15 protein-coding genes and 1 tRNA gene are annotated in these 18,101 nt (G+C 50.7%); 1 reads left to right on the top strand and 15 read right to left on the bottom strand.

Features of this window, described 5'->3' with window-relative positions; translation table 11 throughout:
- Positions 1 to 57 precede the first annotated feature (57 nt).
- From rpsO to GM30_RS12295, 7 genes are all read right to left on the bottom strand, one after another.
- Positions 58 to 327 carry a 30S ribosomal protein S15 gene (gene rpsO, locus GM30_RS12265; protein ID WP_003861789.1) on the bottom strand — a complete coding sequence of 90 codons (270 nt, stop codon included), beginning with the start codon at positions 325 to 327 and terminating at the stop codon, positions 58 to 60.
- Positions 328 to 477: 150 nt separating this feature from the next.
- Positions 478 to 1,422, bottom strand: coding sequence for a tRNA pseudouridine(55) synthase TruB (gene truB, locus GM30_RS12270; protein ID WP_049848848.1), 945 nt, complete (start codon positions 1,420 to 1,422; stop codon positions 478 to 480).
- Entirely contained in the window at positions 1,422 to 1,823 is a 402-nt protein-coding gene (gene rbfA / locus GM30_RS12275; protein ID WP_049848849.1) for a 30S ribosome-binding factor RbfA, read from the bottom strand. The genes truB and rbfA overlap by 1 nt, the downstream gene beginning before the upstream one ends.
- Positions 1,824 to 1,917: 94 nt before the next feature.
- Complete coding sequence (infB, locus tag GM30_RS12280; RefSeq protein WP_049848850.1) at positions 1,918 to 4,602, bottom strand: translation initiation factor IF-2; 2,685 nt, start codon at positions 4,600 to 4,602, stop codon at positions 1,918 to 1,920.
- A 24-nt stretch (positions 4,603 to 4,626) separates the two neighbouring features.
- Positions 4,627 to 6,114: a transcription termination factor NusA gene (gene nusA, locus GM30_RS12285; RefSeq protein WP_049848851.1), complete on the bottom strand. Its 1,488-nt coding sequence runs from the start codon at positions 6,112 to 6,114 to the stop codon at positions 4,627 to 4,629.
- A 27-nt stretch (positions 6,115 to 6,141) separates the two neighbouring features.
- Entirely contained in the window at positions 6,142 to 6,594 is a 453-nt protein-coding gene (gene rimP, locus GM30_RS12290; protein WP_049848931.1) for a ribosome maturation factor RimP, read from the bottom strand.
- A 208-nt stretch (positions 6,595 to 6,802) separates the two neighbouring features.
- Positions 6,803 to 6,879, bottom strand: a tRNA-Met gene (locus GM30_RS12295).
- A 332-nt stretch (positions 6,880 to 7,211) separates the two neighbouring features.
- On the opposite strand from GM30_RS12295, the gene argG reads away from it, so the two are divergent.
- Positions 7,212 to 8,558: an argininosuccinate synthase gene (gene argG, locus GM30_RS12300; protein ID WP_049848852.1), complete on the top strand. Its 1,347-nt coding sequence runs from the start codon at positions 7,212 to 7,214 to the stop codon at positions 8,556 to 8,558.
- Positions 8,559 to 8,737: 179 nt separating this feature from the next.
- Here the strand turns inward: argG and GM30_RS12305 are convergent, their stop codons facing one another.
- Genes GM30_RS12305 through GM30_RS12335 form a run of 8 tightly spaced genes read right to left on the bottom strand, consistent with a single transcriptional unit; the run spans position 8,738 to position 18,099 of the window.
- Positions 8,738 to 9,094, bottom strand: coding sequence for a DUF6277 family protein (locus GM30_RS12305; protein ID WP_038162322.1), 357 nt, complete (start codon positions 9,092 to 9,094; stop codon positions 8,738 to 8,740).
- A 21-nt stretch (positions 9,095 to 9,115) separates the two neighbouring features.
- On the bottom strand, positions 9,116 to 12,604 hold the full coding sequence (gene tssM, locus GM30_RS12310) for a type VI secretion system membrane subunit TssM (protein WP_049848853.1): 3,489 nt from the start codon (positions 12,602 to 12,604) through the stop codon (positions 9,116 to 9,118).
- An 8-nt stretch (positions 12,605 to 12,612) separates the two neighbouring features.
- Positions 12,613 to 14,148 carry a type IVB secretion system protein IcmH/DotU gene (gene icmH, locus GM30_RS12315; protein ID WP_049848854.1) on the bottom strand — a complete coding sequence of 512 codons (1,536 nt, stop codon included), beginning with the start codon at positions 14,146 to 14,148 and terminating at the stop codon, positions 12,613 to 12,615.
- Positions 14,145 to 15,500 (bottom strand): type VI secretion system baseplate subunit TssK, encoded by a 1,356-nt coding sequence (tssK, locus tag GM30_RS12320; protein WP_049848855.1) that lies wholly within the window; start codon positions 15,498 to 15,500, stop codon positions 14,145 to 14,147. Before tssK ends, icmH begins: the two co-directional genes overlap by 4 nt.
- An 18-nt stretch (positions 15,501 to 15,518) precedes the next feature.
- Positions 15,519 to 16,016 (bottom strand): type VI secretion system lipoprotein TssJ, encoded by a 498-nt coding sequence (tssJ, locus tag GM30_RS12325; RefSeq protein WP_049848856.1) that lies wholly within the window; start codon positions 16,014 to 16,016, stop codon positions 15,519 to 15,521.
- Positions 16,009 to 16,374: a PAAR-like domain-containing protein gene (locus tag GM30_RS24385; RefSeq protein WP_072091742.1), complete on the bottom strand. Its 366-nt coding sequence runs from the start codon at positions 16,372 to 16,374 to the stop codon at positions 16,009 to 16,011. Before GM30_RS24385 ends, tssJ begins: the two co-directional genes overlap by 8 nt.
- A 5-nt stretch (positions 16,375 to 16,379) precedes the next feature.
- On the bottom strand, positions 16,380 to 17,003 hold the full coding sequence (locus GM30_RS12330) for a DUF3540 domain-containing protein (protein WP_049848857.1): 624 nt from the start codon (positions 17,001 to 17,003) through the stop codon (positions 16,380 to 16,382).
- Positions 16,996 to 18,099, bottom strand: a complete 1,104-nt coding sequence (locus GM30_RS12335) for a pentapeptide repeat-containing protein (RefSeq protein WP_049855661.1) — start codon at positions 18,097 to 18,099, stop codon at positions 16,996 to 16,998. Before GM30_RS12335 ends, GM30_RS12330 begins: the two co-directional genes overlap by 8 nt.
- Positions 18,100 to 18,101 lie beyond the last annotated feature (2 nt).

Below are 18,101 nucleotides of genomic sequence, written 5' to 3' on the forward strand. Positions count from 1 at the left end.
TGCCATCGGCTTGAAAAAAGGGGCCATGAAGGCCCCTCTTTATGAAACTCGCCAGACTTAGCGACGCAGGCCCAGACGCTCGATCAGCGCGGTATAGCGTGCAACATCTTTACGTTTCAGGTAGTCGAGCAGTTTACGACGCTGAGAAACCATGCGCAGCAGACCACGACGGCTGTGGTGATCTTTTTTGTGCTCTGCAAAGTGACCCTGCAGGTGGTTGATCTGTGCAGTCAGCAGAGCAACCTGAACTTCGGTAGAACCGCTGTCGTTAGTACCACGACCGAACTCGGAAACGATTTTAGCTTTAGCTTCAACGCTTAGAGACATGATGTACTCCAAAAATATAAAAGAAAGAAAGGGCGCCGATCTCTAATTCAGCCACCCTGAGATTAACGCCGCGACATATGTTAAACAAATGTGCAGACGTCAAGCGGCAATATTCTACTCGCAGTACCCTGTAATCGCAAGATGAGCGCTTTACTGCGGGTATTCCACCACCAGACGACGCGGCGCGACACGGCCTTCGTCGTCGATTTCACCCATGCCGATAAACGCCTCGTCATCGCCTTCCGTTACACGGACCAGACCTGCGGCCGGCACCTGAGACGCCCGCACTGGCTGGCCCTGTTTAAAGTAGGCGGCAACGACGGTCGGAATGTTCACCCGCGGGAAATCAGACGCGGGGCTGTCCATTGGCATTAGCAGCGGATCCAGCAACTGAGCGGCCGGAATCTCCTGCGCGTCCGCCTGCTCAACCAGCGAACGCAACTGCTCAAGCGTCACCATCCGTTCGACCGGGTATTTGCTCACCGCCAGACGACGCAGGTAAATCACATGCGCACCGCAGCCGAGCTTTTCGCCTAAATCATCAATGATGGTACGAATGTAGGTGCCTTTGGAACAGTGAACTTCCAGCTCCAGCTCATTCCCTTCGTGACGAATAAACAGCAGTTCGTAGACGGTAATCGGTCGCGCTTCACGTGGAACTTCAATCCCCTGACGCGCGTACTCGTACAGTTTTTTGCCCTGATACTTGAGCGCAGAATACATCGACGGCACCTGCAGGGTGTCACCGCGGAAGCTTTCCAGCGCCTCGGCCAGTTGAGCATCGGTGAACGTCACCGGGCGCTCTTCGACGATATTGCCGTCCGCGTCCGAGGTGTCGGTACGCTGACCGAGACGCGCGATAACGCGATAGCGCTTATCGGAATCCAGCAGGTACTGAGAGAACTTCGTTGCTTCACCGAGGCAAATCGGCAGCATGCCGGTCGCCAGCGGATCCAGCGCGCCGGTGTGCCCGGCACGGTTGGCGTTATAAATACGCTTTACCTTTTGCAGGACATCGTTGCTGGACGCGCCCTGCGGTTTGTCCAGCAACAGCACGCCATGCACATCGCGACCGCGACGACGAGGACGACTCATCAGTCCTCCTTGCTGTCGTCCGGGTTCACACGACGCTCTTCGTCATGCTTCACCACGTTGGTCACCAGGTTTGACATGCGCATCCCTTCGACCAGCGAGTTGTCGTAGAAGAAGGTCAGCTCGGGCACGATACGCAGGCGCATCGCTTTACCCAACAGCGAACGGATAAACCCGGACGCTTCCTGTAACGCTTTGATGCCCGCTTTAACGGCGGCTTCATCTTTGTCGTTCAGGAAGGTGACAAATACTTTGGCATAAGCCAGGTCACGGGACATTTCGACACCGGAAACGGTGGTCATCATGCCGAGACGCGGATCTTTAATTTCGCGCTGCAGGATGATAGCAATCTCTTTTTGCATCTCCTGTGCCACGCGCTGCGGGCGACCAAATTCTTTCGCCATAATAAATTCTCCAGACTAAAGACAAAAAAGGGGCAAAAGCCCCTTTTGAAATGCATTGCCGGGTGGCGCTGGGCTTACCCGGCGAGTGGCGTGATTACTCGATGGTGCGTTGGATCTCGATAATCTCGAACACTTCGATCATATCGCCGGAACGCACGTCGTTGTAGTTCTTAACGCCGATACCACATTCCATACCGTTACGGACTTCGTTAACGTCATCTTTGAAGCGGCGCAGGGATTCCAGCTCGCCTTCGTAGATAACCACGTTGTCGCGCAGAACGCGGATCGGGTTGTGACGTTTGACCACACCTTCGGTAACCATACAACCTGCGATGGCGCCGAATTTCGGTGATTTGAACACGTCACGAACTTCAGCCAGACCGATGATCTGCTGTTTCAGTTCCGGAGACAGCATGCCGCTCATCGCCGCTTTCACTTCGTCGATCAGGTTATAGATGACGGAGTAGTAACGCAGATCCAGGCTTTCCGCTTCGATCACGCGGCGAGCAGAGGCATCGGCACGGACGTTGAAGCCAACCAGGATGGCGTTGGAAGCAGCGGCCAGCGTCGCGTCGGTTTCGGTAATACCACCCACGCCAGAACCCACGATCTTCACTTTCACTTCGTCGGTGGACAGTTTCAGTAAAGAGTCGGTGATCGCTTCCACAGAGCCCTGAACGTCGGCTTTCAGCACGATGTTCACTTCGTGGACTTCGCCCTCGGTCATGTTGGCAAACATGTTCTCGAGTTTAGATTTCTGCTGACGCGCCAGTTTAACTTCGCGGAATTTACCCTGACGATACAGCGCCACTTCACGCGCTTTTTTCTCGTCACGCACGACGGTCACTTCGTCACCAGCAGCCGGAACACCGGACAGGCCGAGGATCTCAACCGGAATAGACGGGCCCGCTTCCAGCACTTCCTGACCCAGTTCGTTACGCATTGCACGAACACGGCCATATTCGAAGCCACAGAGAACGATGTCGCCTTTGTTCAGCGTACCTTCGCGGACCAGAACGGTGGCGACCGGACCACGACCTTTATCCAGGAAGGATTCGATAACCGCGCCGCTTGCCATACCTTTACGGATCGCTTTCAGCTCAAGCACTTCAGCCTGCAGCAGAATGGCGTTCAGCAGATCGTCGATACCGGTTCCCGCTTTCGCAGAAACGTGGACAAACTGCGCTTCGCCGCCCCACTCTTCAGGGATAATGCCGTACTGAGCCAGTTCGTTTTTAACACGATCCGGATCGGCTTCTGGCTTATCAATTTTGTTCACCGCAACCACTACCGGCACCTGCGCCGCTTTCGCGTGCTGGATTGCTTCAATGGTCTGCGGCATCACGCCGTCGTCAGCCGCCACCACCAGAACAACGATATCCGTTGCCTGCGCACCACGTGCACGCATCGCGGTAAACGCGGCGTGGCCCGGGGTATCCAGGAAGGTGATCATGCCGTTTTCAGTTTCTACGTGGTAAGCACCGATGTGCTGGGTAATACCGCCCGCTTCACCAGACGCCACTTTCGTAGAACGAATGTAGTCGAGCAGAGACGTTTTACCGTGGTCAACGTGACCCATGATGGTCACGACAGGTGCGCGCGGTTCAGCCGCAGCGCCGGTATCACGGTCGCTCATTACGGCTTCTTCCAGCTCGTTTTCACGACGCAGAATAACTTTGTGGCCCATCTCTTCGGCAACCAGCTGCGCGGTTTCCTGATCGATGACCTGGTTGATAGTCGCCATCGCGCCCAGTTTCATCATCGCTTTGATGACCTGAGAGCCTTTGACCGCCATCTTGTTCGCCAGATCGCCAACGGTGATGGTTTCGCCGATCACAACGTCACGGTTAACCGCCTGCGCTGGCTTCTGGAAGCCCTGCTGCAGTGCAGAACCTTTACGTTTGCCGCCTTTACCACCGCGAACGGCAGCACGGGCTTCTTCACGATCGGCTTTCGATTCAGCGTGCTTGTTGCCTTTTTTCGGGCGCGGCGCTTTCGCGGTGCGACCACGGCCACGGCCGCCTTCAACTTCACGGTCGTTTTCGTCTTCAGCCTGACGCGCGTGCTGAGAAGTGGTGACGTGATAATCGCTCTTATCGTCTTCCACTTTTTCCTGGTCTTCCCAGACACCGGCATTTTCTTCCGCCATACGACGAGCTTCTTCGGCAACGCGACGGGCTTCAGCTTCCAGCTTACGACGCGCTTCCTCTTCCGCTTTACGCTTCAGCTCTGCAGCTTCGTTTTCGCGGCGAACCTTCTCAGTCTGGGTGGTTTTGGTTTTTTCGTCGATTTGTTGATTGCTCACTTTGTCTTTTTCCGCTACTTCGCGTTTCGCCTTGTCTGCGGCATCACGCTTAGCTTGTTCTGCGGCCTCACGTTCAGCTTTTAATTGCGCCTCACGCTTGGCTGCTTCCTCAGCTTCACGACGGGCTTGCTCTTCCGCTTCACGCTGTGCTTCTTCTTCGGCCGCGAGACGCTCAGCTTCTTGAGGGTCGCGTTTTACAAAGGTGCGTTTTTTGCGGACTTCAATCTGTACCGATTTACTTTTCCCACCGGTACCCTGAATGCTTAATGTGCTACGCGTTTTGCGCTGCAACGTCAACTTATCCGGGCCTGAACCATGCTCGCGGTTCAGGTGCGTTAATAAGGTTTGCTTCTCTTGCGCGGTCACAGAGTCTTCAGCAGACTTCGGGATCCCTGCATCAGCAAATTGCTGTACCAGGCGTTCCACGGAAGTCTGAATCTCTGCGGCCAGCGATTTTACGGTTACATCTGTCATGCTGTTCCTTCCTGCTACAGTTTATTACGCTTCGTCACCGAACCAGCAAATATTGCGGGCGGCCATGATGAGCTCACCAGCCTTCTCGTCGGTCATCCCTTCGATATCAGCCAGGTCATCAACGCCCTGTTCGGCGAGATCTTCCAGCGTACAAACACCACGGGCAGCCAGTTTGAATGCCATTGCGCGATCCAGACCTTCAAGGTTCAGCAGATCGTCAGCCGGTTTGTTATCACCGAGGCTTTCTTCCTGAGCCAGCGCCAGCGTGGTCAGTGCGTTTTTCGCGCGTTCGCGGAGTGCTTCTACGGTCGGCTCATCGAGACCGTCAATTTCCAGCAGCTCTTTGATCGGCACATAGGCCAGTTCTTCCAGTGAGGAGAATCCTTCTTCCACCAGCACCGTTGCGAAATCTTCATCAATATCGAGATATTTGGTGAAGGTATCGATAGCGGCATGCGCTTCGGCCTGGTGTTTCGCTTGCAGGTCATCAACGGTCATTACGTTGAGTTCCCAGCCGCTCAGCTGCGAGGCCAGGCGAACGTTCTGACCGTTACGGCCAATCGCCTGCGCCAGGTTACCGGCTTCAACCGCGATATCCATGGTGTGCTTGTCTTCGTCAACCACAATGGAGGCGACATCAGCAGGCGCCATCGCGTTGATCACGAACTGCGCCGGGTTGTCGTCCCACAGCACGATATCAATACGCTCGCCACCCAGTTCGGTGGAGACGGCCTGCACACGCGCACCACGCATACCGACGCAAGCACCGACCGGGTCGATACGCTTGTCGTTGGTTTTCACGGCGATTTTCGCGCGAGAACCCGGATCGCGGGCAGCGGCTTTGATTTCGATAACTTCTTCACCGATTTCCGGCACTTCAATGCGGAACAGCTCAATCAGCATTTCAGGTTTGGAACGGGTCACGAACAGCTGCGCGCCACGCGCTTCCGGACGAACGGCGTACAGTACGCCGCGAATGCGGTCACCCGGACGGAAGTTCTCACGCGGCAGCATGTCTTCGCGCAGGATAACGGCTTCAGCATTGCTGCCGAGATCCAGGCTGATGTTGTCGCGGTTCACTTTCTTCACCACACCAGTGATGATTTCGCCTTCGTGCTCGCGGAACTGATCGACTACCATTGCGCGCTCGGCTTCACGGACTTTCTGTACGATAACCTGCTTCGCGGTCTGAGTGGTGATACGGTCGAAGGTCACAGATTCGATCTGGTCTTCGACGTAGTCGCCAACGTTGAAGCTTTCGTCTTCAAAACGGGCGGCTTCCAGGGTGATTTCTTTGGTCGGTTGGGTCACTTCTTCGACCACAACCCAACGACGGAAGGTATCGAAGTCGCCGCTTTTGCGATCGATCTCAACGCGAACATCGATTTCCTGTTCGTATTTTTTCTTGGTGGCCGTTGCCAGAGCACTTTCCAGCGCTTCGAAAATCTTTTCACGCGGCAGCGCTTTTTCGTTGGAAACGGCTTCAACAACAGCCAAAATTTCTTTGTTCATCGGGGCCTTTCACCTCAATCCAGACTGTTAAAAGTGGGGAACCAGGTTCGCCTTCTGGATGTTACTCAGCGCGAACACTTCATCTTTTCCTTCGACGGTTACCGTGATCATCTCACCGTCGACCGCTTTAATGATGCCCTGCCATTTGCGACGATTCTGAACCGCCATACGCAGGACCAGCGTGGCCTCTTCACCCACAAAACGCGAGTAGTGTTCAGCAGTGAACAGAGGGCGATCGAGGCCTGGGGAAGACACCTCCAGGTTATAGGCGACAGTGATTGGGTCTTCAACATCCATCACCGCGCTGACCTGGTGACTCACATCAGCACAATCATCAACATTGATGCCGTCTTCACTATCAATATAGATGCGCAGCGTCGATGTGCGACCGCGAACGAATTCAATGCCAACCAGCTCGAACCCTAAGGCTTCGACTGGCGCAGTGAGCATCTCAGTTAATTTCTGCTCTAATGTGGACAAACCCACCCCCAAGACATAAAAAAAGGGCGTATAGCCCAGTTATTCTGTAGTCAGATAACAAAAAACCCCGATAAATCGGGGCTTTAGATAACTGAACCCTATAACCGCAAATGCGGTCTGGAAAACATTTTCCGAGAGATTTCTTTCAAATCCAGCGACGAAGCCCAATGTCTTCACAGCTTATTTGAAAAAAAACTCTATGGGAAAATGGTTGCGGGGGCCGGATTTGAACCGACGACCTTCGGGTTATGAGCCCGACGAGCTACCAGGCTGCTCCACCCCGCGCCTGAAACGTGGCATATTTTACTCATACGAAGTAAAAAGTGCAAATACTGCTGGGATTTGGTACCGAAGACGGGACGTTAAATCGGTGTGCAGTATATTGAAAAATCATGTGATCTGTCAACCCACCACTTCTGTTCCCTTCAATACGCATAGATCCACTACGCTTATGCATACTCATATGGGGGCGACGGAAGAAAAATTCAAGAAAAATGCGTGAATCACTTCCTGTCATGTCCAAAAGATGATTAAATGAAAACTCACTAAAACTGCATAAACATGCAATAAGAGCTGAACAGCAGTTTCATCATAGTCTGGCTAGCAGGGTTCTACTTATGACGACGATTCTCAAGCATCTTCCAACAGGTCAACGTATTGGTATCGCTTTCTCAGGCGGGCTGGACACCAGCGCCGCGCTGCTGTGGATGCGAAAAAAAGGTGCGGTTCCTTATGCATATACTGCGAATCTGGGTCAGCCGGATGAAGACGACTATGACGCAATCCCGCGCCGCGCGATGGAATACGGCGCCGAGAACGCCCGCCTGATCGATTGCCGTAAGCAACTGGTCGCCGAAGGTATTGCCGCTATTCAGTGTGGCGCGTTCCACAACACCACCGGCGGGCTGACCTATTTCAATACTACGCCGCTGGGCCGCGCCGTTACCGGCACCATGCTGGTCGCCGCCATGAAAGAAGATGGCGTGAACATCTGGGGGGATGGCAGCACCTATAAAGGCAACGACATCGAGCGTTTTTATCGCTATGGCCTGCTGACCAACGCCGAGCTGCAAATTTACAAGCCGTGGCTTGATACTGATTTTATTGATGAACTGGGCGGCCGTCAGGAAATGTCCGAGTTCATGATCGACTGCGGGTTCGACTACAAAATGTCGGTCGAAAAAGCCTACTCCACCGACTCCAACATGCTCGGGGCGACGCACGAAGCGAAAGATCTGGAGTTCCTGAATTCCAGCGTGAAAATCGTCAACCCGATCATGGGCGTGAAGTTCTGGGATGAAAACGTGAAAATCGCGGCGGAAGAGGTCACCGTGCGTTTCGAGCACGGTCACCCTGTCGCCCTGAATGGCAAAACATTCAGTAATGACGTGGAGCTGATGATGGAGGCCAACCGCATCGGCGGCCGTCACGGTCTGGGCATGAGCGATCAGATTGAAAACCGTATTATCGAAGCCAAGAGCCGCGGTATTTACGAAGCCCCGGGCATGGCGCTGCTGCACATCGCCTACGAGCGTCTGCTGACCGGCATTCATAACGAAGATACCATCGAGCAGTATCACGCCCATGGCCGTCAGTTGGGCAAACTGCTGTATCAGGGCCGCTGGTTTGATCCGCAGGCGCTGATGCTGCGTGACGCACTGCAACGCTGGGTGGCGAGCGCGATCACTGGCGAAGTGACCCTCGAACTGCGTCGCGGTAACGACTACTCGATCCTCAACACCGTCTCTGACAACCTGACCTACAAGCCAGAGCGTCTGACGATGGAAAAAGGCGACTCCGTCTTCTCGCCAGACGATCGCATCGGGCAGTTGACCATGCGGAATCTGGATATCACCGATACCCGCGAGAAGCTGTTCAGCTACGCGGAAACCGGACTGCTCTCTTCTAATGCGGGCAACGGTTTGCCGCAGGTGGAAAATCTGGAAAGCGGCAATCAGAAATAACCGTCGCGGAATCTTCCTTCACAGGCCAGCTACGTTTGCGTACGCTGGCCTGTGAAGGTTGCAGAAATAGCGAAGAGATAGTGGGATGAAAGACATCGCCTAATACATTATGTGTGCTAATGTCTTTATCATTTCAAAAAAAAGGGGCGATAATCGCCCCTTTTTTTGATAATCATGAATTATTTAATTTTAGGCATCTTATCAAATAATTCTTTCATTTCCTGAGGGAAGCCGGTAGAGAGTTTAAGTCGTAAATCGCTCATTGCCGTTTCAAAATCTTTTGGCCGCTCCTCTTGTTGCATTTTTTGATGAGCATCAACATTATCCTGTAAACCACTAAATACTCCATTCATGTCGTCCATCATTTTTTTGCAGGTTGCATTGACGGAGTTCATAATGTCTCGCGCGGAGTCTGAACCAGACATTTGCATGTTTTTCATTCCTTCTGCAAAAGGCTTTTCCAGATCAGCTTGTGCGTTTTTGCCAAGCTCCGAACTGTCTTTCATTACAGATTGTAGATTTTTCGGATCTAACATAAATAAGTTCCTTTTTCACGGTTAAATACTACCAGGACATGAGAATTGGCTTAACGCCCTCGACCATAATGGATAATCTTTCATAGTCGAACTTAATTCGATCTTGAAAAATCCATTAACTGAATTCATCGCAATTGTAAGTTCGCGACTATTACCACTAAGCTGGACAGGATTGCTGGCGTCATACATTCTGAAAATTGCCCATGGGCCATCAAAACTTACCGCTTCAGTCCGGCCATCCTGAGTCTTAAATGTCAGCCGGATATAAACCCCACCCTTTGGCCCGGGCCAGTTCACACGTACTGGCTGACTGAATCCATGGCTGTAGGGAATGACCTGCCCGTCTATATCAAGTACGGCCTCCATAATAGAAGGTGTCAGAGATATTGGCCGGATAATCATTGACATACCAACCTGGCCCGATTCATTAAAAAACGTATCCCGTATCAGCGCAGCACTCTCAAAAGACTTAATCGTTTTTTCCGGTACCACTCCCGAACTTTCGGGTTTGACCTTCCATTTACTTCCATTGGTATTGACGTAGGATGCCAGATTCTCATCGAAGAATGTCTGCATTGCGCCAGTCCGGCCAAACATTCTGTTGAAATCATTAATCCCTATTTCTTCAGTTGCAGAACGGTTGAAGGGGTAACGGCCATTTATGGCATTACGACACAGGTCAGAGGCGATAGATGAAACACCCTTCGTCAAATTTTGCTTACTTTGTTGTAGGCTTTGCGTTTGCCCCATTGAGAGCAAATCCATCATTACGCTACGAATGGGTTCAGGCTGCCGCGCCATGTCGATCGTCAAACGATTAAAGTCGCTGTTTTGAGGTAATATTTGCCCGGCACGCAGCGAGGTGGACATCGTAATTAGCTTGTTGTAGATCTGCTCAAAGAGTCTTCCCAACGGATCACTGTTACTTCCTGAAGGTGCCTGTTGTAAGGAAATACCCAATCTCCTGAGCAATTCAAAGCGATCGGCTACGCTTTTTTCCGGTGTAAGACGGAAACGGGAACGCTCGCCGGTCATTTCATCCAGAATGCTGCGCCGCGTTTGTGTGAGACGGTTACGCTGTTTTTCAAACCAACTGGTGACATCCCCTTGTGTTTCAGGGATCAACGTGGTCTCTCTGGTGGCAAACCGAACCAGATTAGCCAGCGGTGAAGAGGGGTCTGAAAACTGTCGTGCCAGCAACGCCGCATCATCCAAATCACTAATTGGACGAACACGAATATCTTTCAAAAAGTTATCCCACTGATTGGCATATTCCAGCAGATAATATTTGCGAGATTCATCAGCAAGCTTTTGTGTCGCCGCCAGCAACTCGACTTCACCTTGTGTTGCCCGACTGTCACTTAGCACCCAGCTTTCTTCTTTAATCATCGCCCTTGACTCTTCCTGGAGTTGAGGGAGAAAAACATCAAAATAGCTGGCTCGCGTATAAAAACCCGGGATAGCAATATCAGTTACCGTGCTCTGACTTTTACGGCGTAGCATCAATGTGACGCTTGGTCCACCAGCGTCAGCCAGCGTTACCCCTTCAATCCGGGGTGGCAGCGGCTTATCCTGAATACGGCGTACGACACGCATATGAATAGGAATTCGCATAGACTTCACCCGTGCTATTCGCACGAGTTCAGCATCTATTTTTGCCTTTGGCGCCCCCGCAGACGTGTCTTTAAATAACTCACTCAAATGATACCGGAACAAGTTACGGTCATTTTCCGTATACCCTTGGGGGGCAAATTCATTCCAGCGTGCCATGAACCAATTTTCCAGAGCCTCGGCATCCCTATGCTCTGGATAACCTAGCATCATGTAAACTTTCAGGGTGTCATAAACATCAGCATCAGAGGCAAGCGTGTTTTTATTCAACTCATTAGCGATATAATGTTCTACCGCTGGCCAGAATATTTTATACAAATGCCGATGATAGGTTTGAAGCATTGCATGACTGAGCAACTTATGTTCAAAGTAAGGCGTCATCACCGGAGGAGAACTCTCCAGAAATTGTGTACTGATATACCCCAACTGTTCATAAGCTGCGACGAGATCGTCATTAATCTGACTGGTAAGTGGGATATCTCGCACAATACGTTTTGTTTCATCAAAACGCGCCGTAGCATAAGCGATGTAATCCCATTCCCAGAAATAACGTACGGCTAATAAGAAGCTAAGAACGAGCAGTACCACCACAACTGTCGTGTGGCGTGTAATATTAAATAACCGATTACGCAGTGGCAAAGGCCCCGTCGCATGCAAAATCCCTCGTTCATTAATTGCATGGCTTAATACAGGATAATAAACACCACCGCAAGGACGATCCTCATAAATATCTACTGAGTTTGGATTGAATATCGACTCCCAGGGTTTCAATGGCTGCGTACATCCCAACCACAACTGGCGTAAACATCCTGAATAACCGACAGGAGAAACCGGGAATACTTGCTCCAATAACGCAAACAAGGGTTTTTGCAGAGCGCCTAAGCTTTCGGTAAATAATAAAAGCTGATGACGGTTTTTTTCATCCGGAGCATTGTGAATAATTTCCAGTACATACTGACTGATCCTGAGCAGGAGTTCTTTATAGCTGGTTTCATCGACGGAAAAATCATTGTGCCCATTCTGGCTGCGCGTCATGGTGATTCCTAACCCATCGGCTAACAAGTCATCATTCATCATCGACAGAAATGTTTCCCCTCCGGGAAGTTTGTCGATGTTATTCAGTATCAGATAGACAGCAATATCCGTGTGAAACAACGAAGCTACTTCCAGGATACGTACACGCAGGGTGTCGGCTAAGGTTTTGCGCTCTGTCAATGAAGCATTCAGCAACATCACAACATCCAGACATAAGATAACGCCGTCAATACCCGGGTAACGACGGTACTTACGGATCAAGCTAAATAGCTTTTGTCTGGCATCTCCGGCCTCTTCGCTTCGCCCATGTAACAGAACCCATTCACCTGCTGTATCAACGTAGACAGCCCGTTCCGTCAGCCATAAATTACAATCCTGAGTAGGCCCAATATCACTGGTTTTAGCCAGTCCATATTGCTCTGACAATACGAAGTGTTCACCACTTTCATAAATCATCGATGTCTTGCCACTCCCCGGAGGACCGATGATCAGAAACCAGGGTTTTTCGTCGATATATTGTTTCTTCCGTTTAAGTTGCCAGCGTTCCCAATAAGTTTTTTTGCCTGCAAGACTGACCAGTTGCAAGGTATGGAGTGCGTCAAAGAAACGAGCCGAGACACGATCCAGTTGCAATGTTTTTTTCTTGCGCTTTGGTAAAGGTGCTCTGGCATGACGAAATATCCAGCTGATAAAAACGGCGACAAATGGCCAGAGCGCCCAGCAAAGAATTAAGCCAATGATAATCTGGCGGATCAATTCCCCCCCCAGAGGGAAAAACGAACCTATGGCAATTAACGGGCCGACCCACCAGACCGCATAGCAAATCACCAGAGCAATAATCAATATAAAGAAACGGCGTATCATATCTGTCCCTATTGTTTATCCACCGGACGCGGCGTTACCGGTGTTACCGTTGATTGTTGCAGAAAATCTTTCATGGCCTCATCAGCTTCGCGTTGTCCAATCTTCCAGAGAATGTCAACACGTCGGTTACGGCGTCGTCCTTCGTCAGTAGAGTTATCCGCGAGTGGTTCGTTTTCGCCCCGACCAACAGAAGAAATCACTCGTTGATGAGTCTGGTTGATATTGGTGGTTTCTCTGAGCTTGTCAGCAACCACCTCGGCGCGAGCTTCGGACAATTTCAGATTTGAATTCACTTTGCTGTTGCGGAATGGTTGGTTATCCGTATGGCCAATAACTTCCAAATCTCCCGGCCAGGGTGCCAGCGCAGCGCCCAGGCGTTCGATATTGCGTTTTTGCAAAAACGATTCTGACAGCTGAGCTTCACCAGTCCGGAATGCGCCGTCCGAGGTAAATATCAGCAACCATCCGCGAGGGTCTTTACGCACCTCCAGCCATCCTTCATTAAGAATTTGGGATAATGGGTTAGGCAACGTTTCCATGATGTTGATTTTGCGAGGTTCAGGAGGAACCCATGCCAGGATATCGTTACGGATCTTGCGTGCCTGCTCATGGAGATACCAGGCGGTGATCCCATAGGCTACCAGGCAGATTAACAATCCACACAGGAGGACCTTAATCGCCTTCAACCTGCGGCGTCTTGGCGTAACGCTTTCACTGGTAGCCGTGGTCAGATACTGAGTGGGGTTATGCCCATAAAGTAATGAATTCAGATGGGTTCGAAGATCCAGAAGCAATGCACTTCCTCGTTCTTCCATCTGATACTTACCTTCAAACCCTAAAGACAAAATCAAATCATAGAATTCCAGTAGTTCTCTGTTGCGCTGCGGAGCTTCCATATAGATTTGCAGGTGCTCAAAACAATCCTCGCCCCCCCATGCATCGCGATGAAACTCAACGAGCAGACTCAGCGATGTCACCTGTTTATCCGACAAAATGGCATCAATGTAAGTACAAAGAAGGTAGGAAATATGATTAATATCCTCCTGTGGTTTTCCTTGCTTTTGCAAATTTTGCTGAAAATGCTGTAATTCCCGGACAATCTGCGAGCGCGCCTCTTCAAAGGTTAATGAACGTTGGCCACGCAAACGCTCTACGAGCAATAACAGGGGCATCGCTGCAGCAATGTACGGGTTTCCCCACAATCCGTGTGAAATACCGGGTCGTTCGATGCTGACGCGTCGTGTTCCTGTTTCGTCTCGCCCGGAGCGAGTCATCGCATTTCGCATGAACGCATCAGATGGGGTATTTTGGGCCGCATCACCTGATTTATTTTGTTCAGTTTCCCGAGTATCTTCCGGTATATCGTCAGACTCATTCTCCTGATTCGAATTATTCCGGTTGCTTCCTTTGGGTAGCAGGCCACTCATTGAAGCCATGCTGCTCTTGGCTTGCCAGATAGGGCTTGTCAGTGACTGCTCTGCATGTTTTGCACCTGTTCGTGCTGCCGAGATCGCCTCACGGATCTGGCGTTCAAACTCATTCATCCCACCCTCCCTTGCCGCAGTCCCCAGGCCTCAAAGCGCAACTCTGGAAAGTCACCAACAATACTGAGTGCGATAGCGCTTCCCGCCATCATTTCCCGATACATCGCATCGGCATTGTCTACTTCGAAATAGACGCTGTTGGGATAATAAGGAATATGACGTGGCGGAGAGGCCATCGGCAGCATGCGTACCCCAGGCAGTTGAAGATCGATCAACTGAACGATCTTCTCCACAGGGCCTAACTTGGTTTGAGCCGGGAAATAGGTACGAACAGTATCCGCAGGCAAATTGGTAGTTACTGTAAAAATGAGTTTTTCCAGACGAAGTTGCGGATCGTTCTGGCACAGATAGATATTATCGCCTCGCTCAGAGAACGGCAGAGCGACCGCCGGAGCCTCAATGACCAGCGACAAGGCGCGACGAAGGGCGGCAAATAGCGTGAAATATCCGTTATGTGGTTCGTTGTGCGAATAAATTAAGTCCTGGCGTCCCCAGGCTTTCTCCCCTCCCGGAATGGTACTCAACCGGCCTAATAATCCTAACAGGGTGTGAAATAAAACTTCAGGATGCACTTGCGGAAGAGAAAGCAGGTGATTCAGCTGCAAGTTGTACTCACTTAAGGACTGGAGTAACAGAAGTTCCAGTAATTCTGAAAGCCCGCCAATAGATAAAGGAACATCCGGGCGGTAGACAGCTTCAAGCCGTTGTAAAAGTAAACCGAGCAACTCGGTCGTTGCGCTTTCGAGCCATCCTGTTGCCCGAAAATCAATCATCGGTGGAAGAAATTTATCATCCAGAATCAGCCGTCCATCCCGGGTACGTTCCTTGATGTAAGCAACCGGCAACAATGTTTCGGCATCACTGATCGCATTTCTGAAATTAAGACTGGACTGTAGCTGACCTAGCTGCATAGACGCCAGTAACGGTGTGCCTTCAGTAGCGATACCATGATTTCTGTCAGGGATCTCCGCTTCGATAACCCCGAAGCGGCTTTTGCCTTTACTCCGGGTAAGATCGATAAAGGTATTGCCCAGCAAATCCATCGGTGTCGACAGACAAATCACGTTGCCCTGACAGTTTTCGCCCGGTTCAAAAGGCAATGGTAATGGGTCGTCATCACCCAGGCAAAATGGCGTTCCATCAGGGAAAACGCCCCTGGCTTTACTGATCGCCACCTTCCCCTGATCCAGTAATCCCTGATTGATACTTAAGCGATGAAAACCCCAGGCCTGGGCGCTGAGGCTACGTGCCCGCATATCAATTAAATATTCTAAATGGCGCTCCTGTTGTTGAAAGTGTTGTGGTTCCATCAACATACCTTCAACCCAGGCTACCCGTTGTTTCAGTAGCATTTACTTTCCCTCCATGTTCTACGGCTTAGCCCTGGTTAGCGGTAACAACCGATTGCCATCGACAAGAACCACTGGGTTAAAATCGTTGCGCGCCCCTGACTTCAGTTGAATGACACTGTCTTTTCCCAGAGACTGGAATTCCACAGCAATGACCAGCCAACGGTCTTGCCTGTATGGGACTTCCCGTATAAACGTCCGTGTCTCCATCGGCGCCATAATGAAAGGCGTGACGCTGAGGACATCTTTATCAGGCTGGATATCACTGCACGCCCGTCCCTGATACAGTCCTGGCGGCGACCACCCTTCCCGATTCAACTCAACGACGCACATTTTTACAGGCTGAGCGACACCCGCTGACGTAGGATTCAGGTCATTCGTCGCAACGATCTGCAGCACGATATTGCGATTTTCAGGTTCTCTCTCCGGCTGATCTGAGGAAAAAAACCAACTACATCCACTTAGAAACAAGCTGCCTGCCAGAGAAATTGAAACAATAAAATGTTTTATATTAAGCATTAATAAAGTACTTCGTTTGGCTTGGTGAAATTTGCGTCGAAGATGAGTTGTTATTGTTCGTCATACTCATATCTCCTAAGCGTGTCGCTGGACTACCCTGGATGAAATATTTCCCAGAGCCCTGCATAGGATCCATTTTCGATGAGTGAGTACCAGATGCAGCACCAACAATAATACCAGTATCAATTGTTGATACCCTTATGGTATTTAAATTCTGCTCGTTCCCACCGCAACAATAATAATTACTAACATTAGGAACACCCGTGTTATTAGGTGCAAAATTTGGTCCAGAAATAGGTACCATTGGATCACATCCAGTAAAACTCATACCGCCAGCACGTGTATTTGCAGCTGTCATTTTAATTATCCCATATGAACCTGTCCGCCATCTATTTTCAGTACGGCAGAGGCATTAATTGAACCAACCCGGGCATTAACAGCGAGACTATGTTCTGCTCGCTGGCTTATATGTCTGGCTTCCACTTCATCGGTATATTCCACTTTCCGATGCGCATTCGTTGCCCGGACAAAGAGCGACCTGGTCACCTGATGGAGCGTTTCAGATACCCACTTAGATGTCCTGGATAACAGCGAAAGTTGTTGGGTGTGGATTTCTACGCGATCCGTTCCCTGGAGCATTAACGATGGCGCGACAATATGAAGCGGCACGTTCCCACCACTAAAAATTAAGGGGGCTTCACTGTCCTCACGCAAAAGAACGGCAGTCACATAGAGTTTCCCGTCATTGACGACTGCGCTCACAACATCGCCGCTGACTGGCGCCAGAAGACAACTGGCGGCAACCAGCGCAGGCAAATGAGGATACTCTTCAACACAGGGAATACCCTGCTCGTCAAGACACATGCGTCCGGTAATCAACCGTGGCCCGCTCTCTTGTGCTAGCGCCTGGAAAAAAGACAGAGGCTCGTTTAATGTTGCGTCATAGCGTCTGTTCTTCACTGACGTGATATGAATAATGTCAGACATAACGACTGGCTCCTGAAAATAAAGAGGAAGATTCGGTGTTCACTTTCGGTCCTGGTCTGTGAAGTGAATACCAGCTATCCAGCTGCCCCATCAGCGGTTCTGGTGTCTGTAATGCCCAGTCCAGAGGCTGAAGTGTGGCGCCGTGCAAACGCGTTTTATGAGTAATTGCTGGTTGCAACAGAGATGTTTTCAGATCGGCGAATCTCATATCTGCGTGGCTGAAATCCGCCTGAGTCAGATTACAACTCGTCAGCTTCGCCCGTTTCAGCGTAGCCCGAACCAGATTTGCGCTGAGAAAACTGCAGTTCGATATCGTCGCATCAGTGAACTGGGAGCAGGACAAATCCGTCTGGCCAAAATCGCATTGCTGAATTTGTGCACCATTGAACTGAGTCGCATCCATTTTGCATCCCGCAAACTGGCAGTCCCGTAAGACAGATTTCTGAAAGCCGGAACACGATAAATTCACTTTTCGGAAATCAATTTCCTGTAGCTGACATGAACTCCAGATAAAAATGTCGCAAGCGGTATTTTGATATTCACACTGTTTCAGTGTGCAACTGCCCATGACCTGGCGAGAAATCGTTGTCCCCTGCCAGAAAACCTGTTGAAGCGTACATTCATGCCAGTTGCCATCCTGAAAGGTTCCGCCTGACATGATGACATCCTGGACAGGGGTGTTTTGTGCCGTCCAGTAGCTAATACTGGTGTCATTCCACCGGGCATGTTCCAGATGACAACCCGCCATCATCCAACGCTCAATCTGACACTGCTCAAGCTGGATCCCTTGACATGGCGTCTCCAGAAAAGAAATGTTGAAGACCGTCGATTGCCGGATATCGACATTTGTCATCTCACAGTGGCGTAAAGTACAAAGGTGCAGGTCCGCACCTTTGATGCGAACATTACTGAACCGGCATCGTTCAAAGCTGATCCCCCGACCGACCAATCCTTCGATGTCTATATCGGAGAAGACACAGTCGATGTAATAGATATCTTCGACTACCGGACAAGACCACTGGCAGTGGCTAAAATGCTTACCATTTATCCTGCGTGGTTGTTCCGGCACGGTGACATGCTGTTCTGATTCGATCATTC

The organism is Trabulsiella odontotermitis (assembly GCF_001188485.1).
Lineage (GTDB): Bacteria > Pseudomonadota > Gammaproteobacteria > Enterobacterales > Enterobacteriaceae > Trabulsiella > Trabulsiella odontotermitis_A.